Origin of the sequence: Neobacillus dielmonensis (assembly GCF_000612665.1) — a bacterium.
Classification (GTDB): Bacteria; Bacillota; Bacilli; order Bacillales; family Cytobacillaceae; genus Neobacillus; species Neobacillus dielmonensis.
Genome location: NZ_HG942031.1, coordinates 15,783 through 31,794 on the forward strand (window position 1 = coordinate 15,783; position 16,012 = coordinate 31,794).

A 16,012-nucleotide genomic window follows, 5' to 3' on the forward strand; every position below is an offset into this window, starting at 1 on the left:
TGTATCTTTCTTTTTCTTAAAATAAACATCCCTGATTCAGGCCTAGTATTCGTGAAAACAAACATTTCCGATTTCTAGGTCTGATTTGGTTAGCGCAGGCGCTTCCATTTCTAATAAGTAGGTCTTCTTTTTCATAAGGCAGTCCTCTCCTAGCCCCTTCTACCAGATAAAAAAGCTCTTTTTCCTCCCGTAAATAGATCTCGTTATTTTTTTTAAAAAAAATTGTAAATTATGCGGATTTTTAGACTCTTTATCTAATAAAATTGATACGATGGACCATGTTAACATTCAATATAAAAAGAGAATTTTAAATAGAGGTAATGTGTATGAATGAGGAGTCACGTAAACATGCGGAGGCAGGTTATTGCCTCGCTGAGGAGAAAGCCGCGGCCTATTTCCAAGCGATTCATGATCTGGTCTTGAAAAAACAATATGTCTCCACGTTAATAAATGATATAGAGGTATGGAAGAAAAACCATATTCATCATCCTTTTTCTAAATTTTTTCCTAAAAGACGAAACCCCAATTCAGCTAATTATCAAAAATACATCCAGTGGCTTGATTATTCTGGTAAATTAGATTCCTATTTGGAGCGTAGCATCTCTTATATCTTTTTGAGGGACTTGGGAAAGGCTTTGGATAACCCTGGTATTTGGATGGAGATCAATTCTACTGTAGACGGCTTAAAAAAACATTTGATCGCCAATCGTGAGAATCAAATAGAGCCGTTTAGTATTGCTGCTTTATACAGGTGGTCGCAAAAGGAAGGAGTAGAGACCGCAATTATCTGGCTGTTAGATAAGCTAAAGAAAGTTGCAGTACATATTCCCGATGAAATGGATTCAGAACATGCGCTTCGAAAACTGATAAAAATCATTGGCGGCGTAGTAATGAATGTTCTTGATGAAATCGAAGAAGGCATCTCGAAAGAGGAACGAGCAGAGAGATTAGATAAAGCAATTCGGTTAGGTTATTCCTATGGTCTGACTTATCCATTCATTGACGATCTACTGGATGCCAATGTGTTAACCGAAACAGAGAAAAAACAATACTCGAATATGATTCGTCATACTCTTATTACGGGAACTGCTCAGAAGCTCGGGGAATGGGACGGAAAAAATATAAATTTTATCCAATTTGTTCACCATGAACTTTGTGAGGCATTTGAATATATCAAGGCCAATCAGCGGGAAGAGACTAGCAAGTTGTTTTTTGAGCATGCTTTTGTATTTTTTCAGTCACAAGAATTGGACCGCAACAAGGACCTATCAGAGGCAAATTACTCCAATGAAGACTTGTTTATACCCATTATCTTAAAATCATCGTCTTCCCGTTTAATTGTCCGATCAGTGATTAATGCTCCGGAGGATGAGAATGTTTACCGACACACTTTTTATTATGGCATATATAATCAGTTAGCTGACGACTTTGCCGATATGTTTGAAGATCAAAAAGAAGGGAGGGTTACGCCATACACCTATTATATACAGCATCATAAAAATCGGCCGGACCTGATTAATCCCTTCGAATTATATTGGGCGGTTATTTGCCATCTGATCCATAATGTGTATCATGCTGATTCTAAGGCTACCGAGGTTATCTTGGATCGTGCCATAAACGGATTAAAAAGGTTTAAAGAACGACATGAAACAAGAACTTATAACGAAGCAATGGGACTGTTTGCTTCAAGAGTGCCTAGATTGAATCGTTTGATTCAACAGATGGTGCGAAAAGCGGAGGATGTTGAATTCTTTGATAAGCTGCTTCGGGACCATATAATCTTGATTTTGAAAAATGAGCGGAAAGAAAAGGAAGATTTTATAGAGACTGCTGAAACTTTACGGAATCAGATTAACACTTTCTTGTCGGTACCTCCCAACAAGGGAACACTATTAATCGATATGCCGATTATAGAGGCTGCTAATTATAGTCTTAAGGGGAATGGTAAGCGGCTAAGGCCGATTATTACATGGGTGATTGGTGTTAAGGGTTACGGTTTAGATGAGTCAGCCATTGTCCCTTTACTAAAATCATTGGAGTATATGCATACAGCATCTTTGATTTTCGACGATTTGCCATCACAGGATAATGCACCCTTTCGCAGGGGGCGTCCAACACTGCATCAAGTATATAATTCGGCTATAGCTGAACTAACGGGGCTTTTTCTAATGCAAAAGGCTACAGAAGAACAAGCATCTATTTACGGATTTGAGCCGCAATCCATTCTTCGCTTGATTCACTATTCGGCAAGGGTAACTGGTGAAATTTGTATGGGGCAGACGATGGATTTAGAATCTAAAGGGAAACCATTGACGTTAGAACAATTGGATGAATTGTCCTTTTATAAAACTGGCTTGGCATTCGAAGCATCACTAGTTATGCCTGCTATTCTTGCCCAAGCGAGTGAAACGGAAATGAAGGATTTAAAAAAATTCGCCCGACATGCCGGAATCGCCTTTCAGATTAAAGATGACCTGCTTGACGTAGAAGGGGAGCATAGCTTATTAGGGAAACCTGTTGGTATGGACGCTGAAAATAACCAATCAACCTTTGTATCCATTCTAGGTAAGGAGGATGCCCGGAAGGCCATGTGGGACCATTATTGTTCTGCGGTGGAAGCTCTTCAAGAAGTACCACGGAATACCACCTTTTTAAAACAACTCATGCACTACATGATAAACCGTGAACATTAATACTAGGAATTGTTTGCTAATCGTCAATTGAAATTTTAAACTATAAAATAGCGAAATGAAAAATATTAAATGGGTGGTAAGATGGCAAAAACAATTGTAGAAAAACTCAATTTGCAAAAATATAAAAAAGCCGCAGTATTAAACTTGCCGAAAGGTGCGGATTATCTGGCAGGTCTAGATTGTTATGATACCGCACTAGTCAATTCACCATATGATGTAATCTTTGCCTTTGTATTAGACCTGGATTCCTTTAAATCTCTAGTGAACCAAGTCATTGACAATAACAGTCTCGGTCAAAACGGATATTTGTATATAGCCTATCCGAAAAAAGGCAATAAAGTTTACTCAAGCTATATTCACCGTGACGATTTGTTCCCGAGTTTAGGTGTAAAAGAGGACGGTTATGTGGGGGCAAGCAACATTAAATTTGCTCGAATGGTTGGATTGGACGATGTTTTCACGGTTGTTGGACTAAAGGAAGACCCTAAAACCAAAAAACAACCATCCACCAAACCGAGTCAATCCGTTGATGATTATATTAAGTTAATTCCGGAGGTTGAAAAAGATTTAGCTGATTCACCGAACTTGCTTGCATTTTACCAATCCCTCACCGAAGGATATCGCAAGGATTGGGCACGTTATGTATACAGTGCCAAACAAGAAGCAACTAAAGCTAAACGGCGTGAAGAGATGAAAAAGATTTTAGGTGCAGGCTATAAGACTCGGGATTTATATAACAGAGACAATAAATAATACAAGAACCTTAATGATAATGCCCTTAAACTGATGTTTAAGGGTTTTTATTTTTCGTTGGTGCCGTCACTTACTTTTTCATCAGAATCTTTTTTTCATTTGCGTAAATAATAACCATAGCAAGTGGCAAGAAAATTATAGGTATGGGAGAAAAGAAAACAATGGAAACCAAACAAAAAGGAGGACTGTCTGCTTGGCATCTAACTATGATGGCCCTGGGAAGTGTAATTGGAGGTTCATTTTTCCTCGGCTCCTCGGTGGCAATTAACGCAGCAGGACCTTCGATATTAATTTCCTATATTTTAGCGGGAATACTAGTGTATTTTATCTTATATGCATTATCTGAAATGACCGTTGCTAACCCCACAGCTGGTTCGTTCAGTATTTTTGCTTCCCGGGAACTTGGCGCAGGAATGGGATTTATAACGGGCTGGCTCTATTGGACAGGAACGATTTTATCCATGTCAAGCGAGGCTACAGCGATCTCCATTTTAATCCGTAAGTGGTTTCCTCACGTTTCAATTGGAATCTTAGGGAGCGCGATTATTATTGGTGTCACACTTCTCAATCTATTGGGAGCCGATAAGGTGGGAAAACTGGCAAGTGCTCTTTCAGGTATAAAAATTTTTGCGATTATATTTTTTATCCTTACGGCGCTAGCGTTAATTTTTGGGGTACTCCCGAATACTTCATCTATTGGAGCAGGTGAGTTGGCCAATGAGCCGTTGATGCCGGGAGGGATAACAGGCATTGCTGGCAGCATGCTCCTCGTTATTTTCGCTTATGCAGGCTTTGAAATCATCGGTTTGGCAGCTACCGAGGCGAAAAACCCAAAAGATACGATTCCAAAGGCGATTCGAAACACGGTTTTCTGTCTTGTGGGATTGTACATTGCCTATGCAGCAGTGCTGATGCCGCTTATACCTACGGCTTCGCTAAATGAAAATGTCAGTCCGATGGTGGCATCTCTCACCAGATGGGGGATAGGCTGGGCAGGAGCCGCTATCAATTTGGTGCTGATTTCTGCCATACTTTCTGCCATGCTTGCATGTATTTTCGGGCTTGGCAGAATGATTCGATCGCTTACTGACGAAGGCCATGCACCGAAATGGCTGAAGGATAGGCGCGATGTCCCATACCGGGGGATTTTATTTTCCGGGGTGGCGATGTTGGCGGGGCTGGGCTTCGGACTTTTGTTTCCAAGAGTGTACCTAGTGCTCATTAGTACGGGCGGATTTGCTTTAATTTTCACCTATGCCGTCATTATGGCCAGCCATATCCGGTTTCGCAAAAGGGATGGCTGTCCGCCTGATGGAATTTGCCAAATGCCAGGATTCCCCTATACATCTTGGATCGCATTGGTAAGTATGATTATTGTCCTAATTTGTATGCCACTTATTCCAGGCCAAGGAACGGGCCTGATCGCAGGCATTGTTATGGTCCTTGTTTATTCTATGATTTATTTTGCTATGCGCTATCGCATAAAAACAAAGACTAAAACTAACTTCTCAGCTAATCAAGGATTGAAAAAGGAGAATTACCAGCCGGGATTTCTAACTGAGTTCTCAAACGAGCTAACAGATGAGGACAAAGAGAAAACGGATTGATGGATATGAAAAAAGGAGCCTTTCTGCTTGGGGGGCTCTTTTGGTTTTTAGAGGTATAGTGGTAAATCTTTCAAAACTTTCCCAAATCAAAATATTGCTTATTACTAGGAAAACTTTATTTTTTTGATAAACTATACTTAGTTACTCTAAATAATCAAAATACTCCAAATTATACTTGTTACTATTTCAGAAAGGAGTTATATAAATGAAGGTGGAAGAAAGTCAATTAGCGGGAGCAGGAAGTGATGCTCATTTAAGTCAGCTGGCATCTGTGGGCCAGATTGCGGCTGGAATTGCTCATGAGGTAAAGAATCCTTTGACAGCTGTGAAGGGATTTTTACAGCTGCTTCAGCAAGAGCAAAATAATGAATATTTGGAAATAGCTCAATCGGAATTAGAAAATGCTTTAGTCACATTAAACAACTTACTTCAGGTTTCGAAGCCTGATTTGGAGGATGAAGAGGTCCAAAAGATTAATTTGTCCGTCGAATTGGAATCGATTTTAAATTTATTTCAGGATAAACTCTACGACATTAATATTATAACCGACTTTAAAAATATGGATATTTCTATCATCGGAAAAAAAAATCAATTTAAAAAAGCATTCTTTAATCTTATCAAAAATGCAATAGAATCGATGGACGGCAAAGGGACCCTTACACTCACCCATCAATTAGAACAAGATGAGATCATTGTTACTATTATTGATACTGGGGTCGGTATACCGAAGGAAAAGCTTTCAATGCTTGGCACTCCGTTTTTTACGACGAAAGAAACAGGAACCGGTATGGGATTAATACAAGTGTTTTCAGTTATCTATCAGCATGGCGGAAAAATATTGGTAGACAGCATAGAAAATCAAGGCACTAAATTCATGATTAAGCTCCCTCTGCAGGGGCAGTTGAAACCAAATGGGGTGAAAGTATTGCCGTTGGAATATGATGAAGAGTCATCGATTAAAGACTTCTTCTTAGGTAACAGAGAAGCTTTTGAAGAAAAGCTGCTTGATGAGGCAATCAATGTCAAAGATCAAATTGATAAGATTCAAAGTATCGGTAATATCAATCTTCTAAACAATGCCCATAAACTTGTCTTATTTATCGTCGAGGGACGTGAGCACGACCTCATTTCATTTGCCAAACAGGAGGGTGTTGCCTGGGCGAAGCATTCATTAACCCTTGCTTTAAAGCTCGAGTGGGTCAAAGCAATCCGACGGACGATGTGGAATTTTCTTTATCAGTATGATTTGCTGAATAAAACGGAGACGGATAGAATGAGCTTTTTCTCATTGGAGAAGAACATCAATGATTTAATGGATCAATTCCTTACCTATTTCTTTATCAGCTATTCTAAATTTAAAGACGAATTGTTAGAAAAACAACATAAACTAGTTGAGCATCTGTCCGTCCCGATTATTCCATTAAATGAAGAAATTTGCATACTGCCGTTAATCGGAACCATTGATGACAGGCGGATCACAACTATACAGGATAAGGCTCTGGCTGAAATCGAAACCAATCATATACATACATTAATCATCGATCTTTCCGGTGTTGCATCCGTAGAAACACAGGCAGCCAATGATTTAGTCAAGGTCATAGAAGGCATTTCCTTAATGGGGTGTAAGCCAATCTTAACAGGATTGCGCGCAGAATTAGTAAAAAGTCTTATTGTCCGTGGGATTGTCTTAACCTCACATGCCGAATTTAAAGGAACATTAAAATTAGCCTTAACTGAAGTTGGCTTTAAAAAACAACCATAAAATTGATTTGCTAGATATCCAGCGAATGTTAGACTGTCGACAAATCCGAAAAAAGTCGGGTTTGCCGACAGTCTTTTTTTTCTCTTTTTAATGGGGCTGTTGATGTGCGCTCTAGGTGCTTCGAGGATCTTAGGACGTTGCGGTGAGCCTCCACCGCTCCGTACTCCCCTCAGGAGTCTTCGCGCCTTCCTCCCCAATCAACAGGGCAAACAACATAGATGTCCTTTATATTACCTTTCTATGTAATTAAGGTGAATTTTTCTGTGAGGAGGATGAAATGTTAATTAAATTACACAGATGAACTCCGATCAAGTAGAAATGATCAATCTAGCCAATGTTTTTTGTTCTGGAAAATTTTAAAGCTAGACTTGCTTTATTAAGGAAATTATACCAAATAATAGAATCTGTTTGTTATACTCATTATATATTGGGGTTGATGTTCTAAAGAACAAGTAATCAGTTTATATATAATCATAGAAAAGGGAGGAATAGAATGAACCAGGCATTAGTATTGCAATCGGATTTTGGAATCAGTGATGGGGCAGTAAGTGCCATGTATGGTGTAGCCTATTCTGTTAATAAAGACCTACGTATCTTCGACTTAACCCATGATATTCCGCCGTACAATATTTGGGAGGCCTCGTACCGGTTATTGCAGACTATTTCGTATTGGCCAGAAGGTACAGTCTTTGTATCTGTAGTGGACCCAGGTGTTGGTTCTGAGCGTCGAAGTATTGTGGCTAAAACTGCTAATCAGAAATATATCATTACCCCTGATAACGGAACTTTAACACATTTGTACAGGTTTGTTGGAATAACAGAAGCGAGAATTTTAGATGAGGAGACCAATCGATTGCCAAACTCAGGGGAATCCTATACCTTTCATGGCCGCGATATCTATGCTTATACCGGAGCCAGGCTTGCATCTGGCATCATTGCCTTCAAGAATGTTGGACCCGAATCAGAGCCTCAATCAGTTGTAAAACTGCCGATGCCAATAGCTTGTTTAAAAGAAAAGAGGATTACCGGTATCATCGAAGTGCTAGACGTACGGTTTGGAAATTTATGGACTAATATTCATCGTAGTTTACTGAAAGAAGCAGGCATTCAATATGGTGACCGGTTAAAAGTAAGCATTGGAAATGGTACGCGCCAAGTATATGAAAACATGATGACGTTTGGAAAGTCATTTGCAGACAGCTTGGTTGGAGAGCCGCTCGTATATGTGAATTCCTTGGATAATCTGGGGGTTGCCATTAATCAGGGTTCTTTTGCAAGTGCCTATCATATCGGGTCGGGGACCAATTGGACCATGACATTGATGAAGGCGGAAAAAAAATACTATTAACTGAGGTTAGTAAAACTTAAAAATAAAGGAGATGGGAGAATTGGCAAAAAGTTTATCAACCAAAACCATTGTGGCAATCGGAATTGGGACCGCAGTATTTGTGATTTTAGGCAGATTTGTCTCCATACCAACGGGAATTCCCAATACCACAGTGGAGACCTCTTACGCATTTCTTGCCCTAATGGCAGTTGTATTCGGTCCCGTGGCAGGGGGGCTGATTGGGTTCATCGGCCATGCGTTAAAGGATGCCATTTTTTACGGTTCCCCTTGGTGGAGTTGGGTGGTCGTTTCGGCCTTTGTAGGGTTTTTACTTGGCTTTGCTGCAAGAAATATCAAGGTCGAGGATGGGATATTTGGGGCAAAACAAATTATATCCTTTAATGTTTCACAGGTAATTGTTCAAGCATTTGGCTGGATGCTTATTGCCCCGGCATTGGATATTCTCATTTATGGTGAACCAGCTAACAAAGTTTTCGTTCAAGGGTTAGTTGCTGGATTATCCAATATGGTTACGGTAGGTGTTATTGGAACATTATTGTTAGCCGCATATGCCAGAACGAGAAGCAAGACCGGCAGCCTTGATAAAGAAGAAACCTTATAAAGGAATATATATCGAAGCATAGGCAGCATTAGTCAGAACTTATTAATCGCATTTCATTTACCAGAAATTCAGGAGACAATATGAAAAAACCAGTAATTGAGTTTATTAATTTTGGATTTAAATATCGGAGTCAGGCAAAGCCTACACTAACCAACATTAATTTTACAGTATACGAAGGAGAGAAAGTTCTAATTGTCGGACCATCTGGTTCTGGTAAGAGTACAATTGGTCATTGCATTAACGGCTTAATCCCTCACTCCTATAAAGGAGATATAACGGGACAGCTCAAAATTATTGGAATGGATACAAGCACTGAGCCGATATCTGCCATTTCTAAGAAAGTTGGAACAGTTTTGCAGGATCCGGATGGGCAGTTTATTGGGCTTTCGGTCGCCGAAGACCTGGCTTTTTCCATGGAAAATGACTGTTTACCACAAGCAGAAATGATTTCAAAAGTAAAAGAGGCGGCTGAGATTGTTGGCATGTCTGATCACCTTGGATATTCCTTACACTCACTTTCTGGTGGACAGAAACAAAGAGTGGCACTTGGGGGTGTAATGGTGGACGAAGTCAACATTCTCCTTTTTGATGAACCATTGGCAAATCTGGATCCAGCAACGGGAAAACACGCTGTGGAACTTATCGATCAATTGAACCGGGAGCGGAATAAAACAGTCATCATTATTGAGCATCGGCTTGAGGATGTTCTTTTCCGTAACGTGGATAGAATTATTGTAGTAAACGACGGAGAAATTGTCAGCGACCTTTCACCGGCTGAACTACTTGCAACGGATGTATTAGAGCGTGTGTCTGTTCGGGAACCGCTTTATATCCGTGCACTAAAATATGCTGGCTGTAAAATAACGCCCGAAATGCGTCCGGAGCGTATCGACAGCCTAAACATTAATGGCTGCAAGGAAAAGCTGTTACACTGGCTGGAAGAAGTAGAATCCTTAAATCCTTTAACGAGTAGTAAACCAATCCTACAATTAGAAAATATCGCTTTTTCTTATCCTGGAGGAAACAAGATACTCAACAATTTATCTTTTTCCATTGCAGAAGGAGAAATGGTTAGCATTGTGGGTAAAAATGGAGCAGGAAAGTCAACGTTGACCAAACTAATTTGCGGATTTGAACGGCCAAGCTCTGGAAGAATAATCATTGAGGGACAGGATGCTGCAAAGGATACCATCAAAGACCGTGCCTTAAAAGTAGGATTGGTCATGCAAAATCCTAATCACATGATATCTAAACACTTGATCTATGATGAAGTAGCCTTGGGGCTGACGATTCGAGGAGTGGCCGAAACAGAAATCAGAAAAAGAGTGGATGAAACCTTGAAAATTTGTGGTCTTCTTCCATATCGAAAATGGCCTATTTCCGCTTTAAGCTTTGGACAAAAGAAGCGGGTAACGATTGCCTCTATTTTAGTTTTACAGCCGAGAATTCTTATCCTTGATGAACCGACTGCGGGGCAAGACTTTCGACATTATACAGAGATTATGGATTTTTTGCAGCAGTTAAATAAATTAGGGGTTACCATTATCTTGATCACACATGATATGCACCTTATGCTAGAGTACACACCGCGAGCAATAGTCATTGAATCGGGAGAAAAAATTGCAGATGACTTGTCCGTTAATGTTTTAGCCGACAAAGCTGTGATTGATAGGGCGAATTTAAAAGAGACCTCATTGTTTGAATTAGCCGCCCTTGCAGAGGTAAGGGACGCAAAAAAATTCATACAGCGATTTATTGCCCATGATAAGGTGGTAGGACGGAAATGGCAGTAGAAATGCTTTCATATCTTGATAGAAAGTCTCTGATACACAATTTAACAGGTGTTACGAAGCTTCTCTGCTTCATCATGTGGTCGTTCGCGTCGATGCTCACTTATGACACAAGAATTCTGTTCTTTTTACTAATTGGCAGCATCCTCGTTTTTATCATTTCAAAAATAAAAATAGCGGATGTTGCCTTTGTGCTAGTGTTCATTTTGATATTTTTGTTTATCAATAATCTAGCTATTTATATTTTTTCACCACAAGAAGGGGTGAAAATTTATAAGACACAGCATGTGTTATTCACTATAACGGGCAGCTATAATATAACGATTGAACAGTTGTTTTATCAACTCAATATTACTCTGAAATATTTAACGGTTATTCCAGCCGCCTTACTATTTATGGTTACAACCCATCCAAGCGAATTTGCTTCTTCGTTAAATAGAATTGGTGTGAGTTATTCAATTGCTTTTGCTGTGGCCCTTGCACTAAGGTATATACCAGATGTTCAGAGGGATTACAGAACAATTGCTTTAGCACAGCAGGCTAGAGGGCTTGACATGTCTCGTAAAGAAAAACTGCCAAAACGGTTTAAAAATGCTGTATTGATCATTTTTCCCCTGGTTTTGTCGAGCCTTGACCGAATCGAAACCATAAGCAATGCTATGGATTTGCGAGGTTTTGGGAAAAATAAAAAACGGACATGGTACAGTGCAAGACCTTTTAGACGAAATGACTATCTGGCCTTATTGTTAATCGGAATGGTATTCGTCCTATCTATAACAGTTACATTTTATGATGGTAATCGGTTTTATAATCCATTTCTTTAAAAACAGAAAAAGCCCTCATCGATTGATCAACAACCAGTCGAACAGGGCTTTTTAGGAAATTTCCGTTGCACTGAACTTAAAGATTCACAATAAATCTACCTTTGGCCTGCCCTTTTAAAATGAGCGGAAGTGTATCGGATAATTCCTCCAAGCCGATTTCATGGGATATTGTTTCTAATAACCCAGCCGGTTTTAAATCATCAGCCATACGATTCCATAGTGGTTTTCTTACTTCCATTGGACAATAAACCGAATCGATCCCGAGCAGGCTGATTCCTCGCAGGATGAAAGGGAAAACCGTGGTTGGTACATTTCCGCCCGCAGTCAATCCACTGACAGCGACCGCCCCATTATATTGAATCTTGCTTAAAACCGCTGCAAGGTACTCTCCGCCTACAGGATCCACGGCACCTGCCCATAGCTGTTTATCTAGTGACCTGATTTTTCCGTTATATACTTCCTCGCGAGAAATAATTTCAGCTGCTCCAAGTTTATGTAAGTATTCATGAGCTGTTTCCTTACCTGTACTTGCCACTACCTGATACCCTCGTTTTGCCAGCATGGCTACAGCCAAGCTCCCAACACCGCCAGTTGCTCCCGTTACCAAAACCTTGCCTTTCTCCGGAGTTAAACCATTTTCCTCTAAGCGTTGAATGGAGAGTGCTGCAGTAAACCCAGCAGTTCCATATGCCATTGCTTCTTTTAATGATAAATTTTCCGGTAATGGGACAATCCAATCTCCGGGTATCCGGGCATATTCACTATATCCTCCATAATGGGATACTCCGATTTCATAAGAGGTCGCTATTACTTTATCTCCTTCTTGAAAGCGCGGGTCCTGAGAAGATACCACCACGCCTGCTAAATCAATGCCTGGAACGAATGGATAGGACTTAATTATTTTTCCTTCCGGGATGCTGGCCAATCCATCTTTGTAGTTAATGCTGGAATAGGCAGTTTTGATTAGCACATCACCGGCAGGAAGGTCGTCAATAGATAGATTTTTAATGCTTACAGAGAAGTCATTTTCTGATTTGTCCACCACTAAGGCTTTAAAACGTTCACTCAAAATTCATTACTCCCTTCTAAATAAAAAACTATTTTATATGTGAAAATATAATCTATCTTACTATAGGTAACCCAAAAAATTTGTCACAATCCTGCGAACTTGATAATGAATTATCAAAATCAGGAATTCGCAGATATTTTTATGTTAACTCATTCTTCAGCAAGATTGCTGGGCTTACCTTATAATATATAGTATAACAATAACCTGCAGGAGGGATAAAGATGTACGCGGCAGGTAAGAAAGATATGCAGAAAATGGACGAATATACAATGAGAGAGCTGGGATTGCCTGGTATTGTGCTAATGGAAAACGCTGGTGCAAAGGTTGTGGAGGAAATTGTTACAAACGCTCCTTGTGCTAAGCCCCGGGTCATTATTCTAGCAGGGGGTGGAAATAACGGCGGTGATGGCTTTGTTATAGCGAGGAGGCTGGCTGATCTTGGCTGGAACCTTCTCCTATGTTTGTTAGTGAACCCAGAGCGGATCAAGGGAGATGCAAAAGTACACTATGAAGCATATGCCAAAAGAAACCTGCCGATTTTTTATCTGGAAGGCCCCAATATTAAATTACTACAAGCTGAATTGGGCCAGGCTGACATCATCGTGGATGCTATATTAGGTACAGGTGTAAATGGACCTGTCAAACAGCAGTTTAACCAAGTCATTTCTATGGTTAATGAATACAGTGGGAGGAAACTGATTATTTCCGTTGATATCCCGTCTGGTCTCAATAGTGATACCGGGGAAGCTTCGGGTACAGCAATAAAAGCCGACAGGACGGTTACCTTTGTTTTTCCGAAAAAAGGATTTTTCTTACAGGATGGGCCCATGCACGTCGGGGAATGGAAAGCAGTAGATATTTCCGTGCCGCCTTCTTCTGCTAAGGAGTTGGGCTTGGATATGCCAAAAATCATAACGGATTCAATGGTGAGTGATTTCATTCCTAAAAGACCACAAAATGGGCATAAAGGCACCTTTGGCCACGTTTTAATTTTAGGAGGGTCCCGTCAATTTGTAGGTGCCCCAATTTTTTCAGCTAAAGCTGCGCTCCACTCAGGGGCTGGGTTAGTGACATTGGCTGTTCCAGAATGTATTTATCCTATGGCGGCTGCCCAAAATCCAGAATCTTTATTAATGCCATTAAAAGATGAGGATGGCCATTTTTCTACGAAGGCGATTTCTGAGTTAATACCGGCACTCCCACAATTTGACAGTATTGCGATTGGTCCAGGGATGGGCAGGTTTTCAGGTGGAGGGGAATTGCTGCGGACATTACTGGGCTCCCTGACCCATCAGTCCATCGTTGTGGATGCAGATGCCCTTTATTTACTTAAAGATGATTTAGCGTTAATCCGTGACTATCAGGGAAATGTAATCTTTACTCCGCATCCAGGGGAAATGGCCAGACTGATAGGTAAATCAGTGCATGAGGTGGAAGCTGACCGGCTTGAAACGGCCATTGAGTTTGCAGGGACCTACAATGTTTACTTGCTGCTGAAAGGACACCGTTCCATTATTGCCAGCCCAGACGGAAGTGTCTATATTAATCCTCATGGTCATGATGCTCTTGGTAAAGGAGGAAGTGGCGATGTTCTAACAGGACTAGCGGCATCATTTTTGGCACAAGGATCAGCACCATTAAAGGCGCTTATAGGTGCGAGTTTTTTGCATGCAAAGGCGGGGGAAGCAAAAGCTGAAGTTCTCTCCCATTATGGTGTCATGCCATCAGATATTATTGATGGGGTGAAGGGTCTGCTGCACTCTCAGGTGAAATAATTAGGCAATTTATAGGGCTTGGCATCATACAATAGTCTTACCCATCAACTGGTAAGACTTTTTTAATTCATAGTTGTTTCACTTAATGTTTTTTGTTTAAGTGATATAATGAAATTACTAGTAACCTATTAAATCTTTAAATAAGATATTTTATTGGGAGATGAAGAAAATGGGGTTATTAAGAAACGGAATCAGTTTACTTCATTTTGATGAGACCTATTTTTGGCAGAAAGGATTAGGAAGACAAACACATGAAAACATTGATTTAAGGAATATGAGACATGTGAACTTGTACTGTGAAGAAGATTCATTACGAGCAATAGCAAAAAGATTGCAAAACAGAAAGAAGAAAGGAATTACCTTTATCGGCAGCGGAAACTACCATTATATTACGTACTTATTATTAAAAGAGATTAGTACGCCATTTACCTTAATCTTATTTGATAATCATCCTGATTTAGGAATGGAACAGGACCAAGAATTGCTTTCATGCGGGTCATGGGTATCTTATGCCCTTAAGGAAATTCCATTACTTCAAAAAGTTGTTATCATCGGTTCTACTAACCTTACAGCATACTCCAAACATCCTCGAGTTGTCTTTTTTCCATTTAAGGGCAAACACCATTATTCAATCAATTTAATCCTATCAATCATTCAAACGAAAAATATATACATCAGCATCGATAAAGATGTCTTGAATACTTCTGAGGCGGTCACTAATTGGGATCAGGGGTGTATGAAGCTTGATGAACTAAGCTTTTACCTGGAATGGTTACTAAATGCAAAACAGGTGGAGGGAATCGATGTTTGCGGCGAAGCTCATGTATCACCAGTAGATGCTTTTCTGCCAGAATATCAGACTATGGTTCAAAGAAATGAAACAGCTAATCTTACTATATTAAGGACCTGTCTAAAAACAAAGCAGCAACAGATAAAAGGTGCATAACCTCAATTTTAAAAAACTTTGTCAAACGGTTGAATTTCTTTTTAAATGGCTCTGTTAAACGATCATGTTGACTTTTTTAACTCTGTTGATTGGAGCGGAAGGCAATCGACTCCTCGAAAATCCTCAAATATGGCTATCGCATAATTTCGTGCGAAGATAGTTCATGGATGCTTTCCTTGTACTATCGCATTTTCTTCGTGCGTGGGCGGGTTCGAGAATTTCAGTGTCCTGAGGCTCCCCGGCACGTCCGCGGGTTCGCTTTAGCGCCTGGAGCAGAAATCAACAGCCAAATTTAACAGAGCATTTTTAAAAGAGGTAAAAGGTATATATGTTTCAATTTATAAGAGGCTTTTAAGTAAATCTGCGAATAGGAGGTTTACTACCATGAGAGCACAATTGTATGAACCGAATACAGGTCCAAATATTCAGAAGGAAAAAGAAATCGTTAAGGAAATGATTGAATTATACTGCCGAAAAAATCATCACAGAGATAAGCTTTGTAAAAACTGCCAGGATTTAAAAAGTTATGCGGTGTTAAGACTTTCACTTTGCCGGTATGGAGAGGGGAAATCCGCATGCATGTATTGCCATATCCATTGTTTTAAAACCAAATACCGAGAAGAGATGAGGGATGTTATGAGCTATTCATGGCCATGGATGTTTCTTTATCATCCTTTCTTCTCTATTAAGCATGTGTTTAATGGTCAAAGTTCCTAGCTATTCATTAGAAAAAAAAGTCCTCTCCCGTAATATGGAAGAGGACTCAGGCTGTCGAAAAACCCTTCGGCAGCCTCTTATTACATCTAATTACTTTAACAGTTCACCGCGTTAATATGATATAATA

At 40.0% G+C, this 16,012-nt stretch carries 12 protein-coding genes; 11 read left to right on the forward strand and 1 reads right to left on the reverse strand.

The annotated features are described in order from the left end of the window. The first annotated feature begins 326 nt into the window (after nucleotides 1-326). From BN2425_RS03040 to BN2425_RS03075, 8 genes are all read left to right on the forward strand, one after another. Entirely contained in the window at nucleotides 327-2,693 is a 2,367-nt protein-coding gene (locus BN2425_RS03040) for a polyprenyl synthetase family protein (RefSeq protein WP_042454897.1), read from the forward strand. A gap of 81 nt (nucleotides 2,694-2,774) precedes the next feature. Then, complete coding sequence (locus BN2425_RS03045) at nucleotides 2,775-3,446, forward strand: YdeI/OmpD-associated family protein (protein WP_042454900.1); 672 nt, start codon at nucleotides 2,775-2,777, stop codon at nucleotides 3,444-3,446. 161 nt (nucleotides 3,447-3,607) lie between these two features. Continuing rightward, entirely contained in the window at nucleotides 3,608-5,053 is a 1,446-nt protein-coding gene (locus BN2425_RS03050) for an amino acid permease (RefSeq protein ID WP_042454902.1), read from the forward strand. A gap of 205 nt (nucleotides 5,054-5,258) precedes the next feature. After that, on the forward strand, nucleotides 5,259-6,815 hold the full coding sequence (locus BN2425_RS03055) for an ATP-binding protein (protein ID WP_042454904.1): 1,557 nt from the start codon (nucleotides 5,259-5,261) through the stop codon (nucleotides 6,813-6,815). Between the two features lie 493 nt (nucleotides 6,816-7,308). Next, complete coding sequence (locus BN2425_RS03060) at nucleotides 7,309-8,163, forward strand: SAM hydrolase/SAM-dependent halogenase family protein (protein WP_042454906.1); 855 nt, start codon at nucleotides 7,309-7,311, stop codon at nucleotides 8,161-8,163. 31 nt (nucleotides 8,164-8,194) lie between these two features. Then, a complete protein-coding gene (locus tag BN2425_RS03065) occupies nucleotides 8,195-8,764 on the forward strand; it encodes an ECF-type riboflavin transporter substrate-binding protein (protein WP_042454908.1) in 570 nt (189 codons plus the stop codon). A gap of 80 nt (nucleotides 8,765-8,844) precedes the next feature. Continuing rightward, nucleotides 8,845-10,557, forward strand: a complete 1,713-nt coding sequence (locus BN2425_RS03070; protein WP_042454911.1) for an ABC transporter ATP-binding protein — start codon at nucleotides 8,845-8,847, stop codon at nucleotides 10,555-10,557. Continuing rightward, nucleotides 10,548-11,378 carry an energy-coupling factor transporter transmembrane component T family protein gene (locus BN2425_RS03075; RefSeq protein WP_042454913.1) on the forward strand — a complete coding sequence of 277 codons (831 nt, stop codon included), beginning with the start codon at nucleotides 10,548-10,550 and terminating at the stop codon, nucleotides 11,376-11,378. Before BN2425_RS03070 ends, BN2425_RS03075 begins: the two co-directional genes overlap by 10 nt. A 76-nt stretch (nucleotides 11,379-11,454) precedes the next feature. On the opposite strand, the gene BN2425_RS03080 is transcribed toward BN2425_RS03075, so the two are convergent. After that, nucleotides 11,455-12,447 carry an NADPH:quinone oxidoreductase family protein gene (locus BN2425_RS03080; protein WP_042454915.1) on the reverse strand — a complete coding sequence of 331 codons (993 nt, stop codon included), beginning with the start codon at nucleotides 12,445-12,447 and terminating at the stop codon, nucleotides 11,455-11,457. A gap of 221 nt (nucleotides 12,448-12,668) precedes the next feature. Here BN2425_RS03080 and BN2425_RS03085 point away from each other — a divergent pair, with 221 nt between their 5' ends. From BN2425_RS03085 to BN2425_RS03095, 3 genes are all read left to right on the forward strand, one after another. Next, nucleotides 12,669-14,222: a bifunctional ADP-dependent NAD(P)H-hydrate dehydratase/NAD(P)H-hydrate epimerase gene (locus BN2425_RS03085; RefSeq protein ID WP_042454919.1), complete on the forward strand. Its 1,554-nt coding sequence runs from the start codon at nucleotides 12,669-12,671 to the stop codon at nucleotides 14,220-14,222. Nucleotides 14,223-14,391: 169 nt separating this feature from the next. After that, nucleotides 14,392-15,168 carry an arginase family protein gene (locus tag BN2425_RS03090; RefSeq protein WP_042454920.1) on the forward strand — a complete coding sequence of 259 codons (777 nt, stop codon included), beginning with the start codon at nucleotides 14,392-14,394 and terminating at the stop codon, nucleotides 15,166-15,168. Between the two features lie 384 nt (nucleotides 15,169-15,552). Then, the gene (locus BN2425_RS03095) at nucleotides 15,553-15,885 is read left to right on the forward strand and encodes a nitrous oxide-stimulated promoter family protein (RefSeq protein WP_042454924.1); all 333 of its coding nucleotides are present in this window, start codon (nucleotides 15,553-15,555) and stop codon (nucleotides 15,883-15,885) included. The last annotated feature ends 127 nt before the right edge of the window (nucleotides 15,886-16,012 follow it).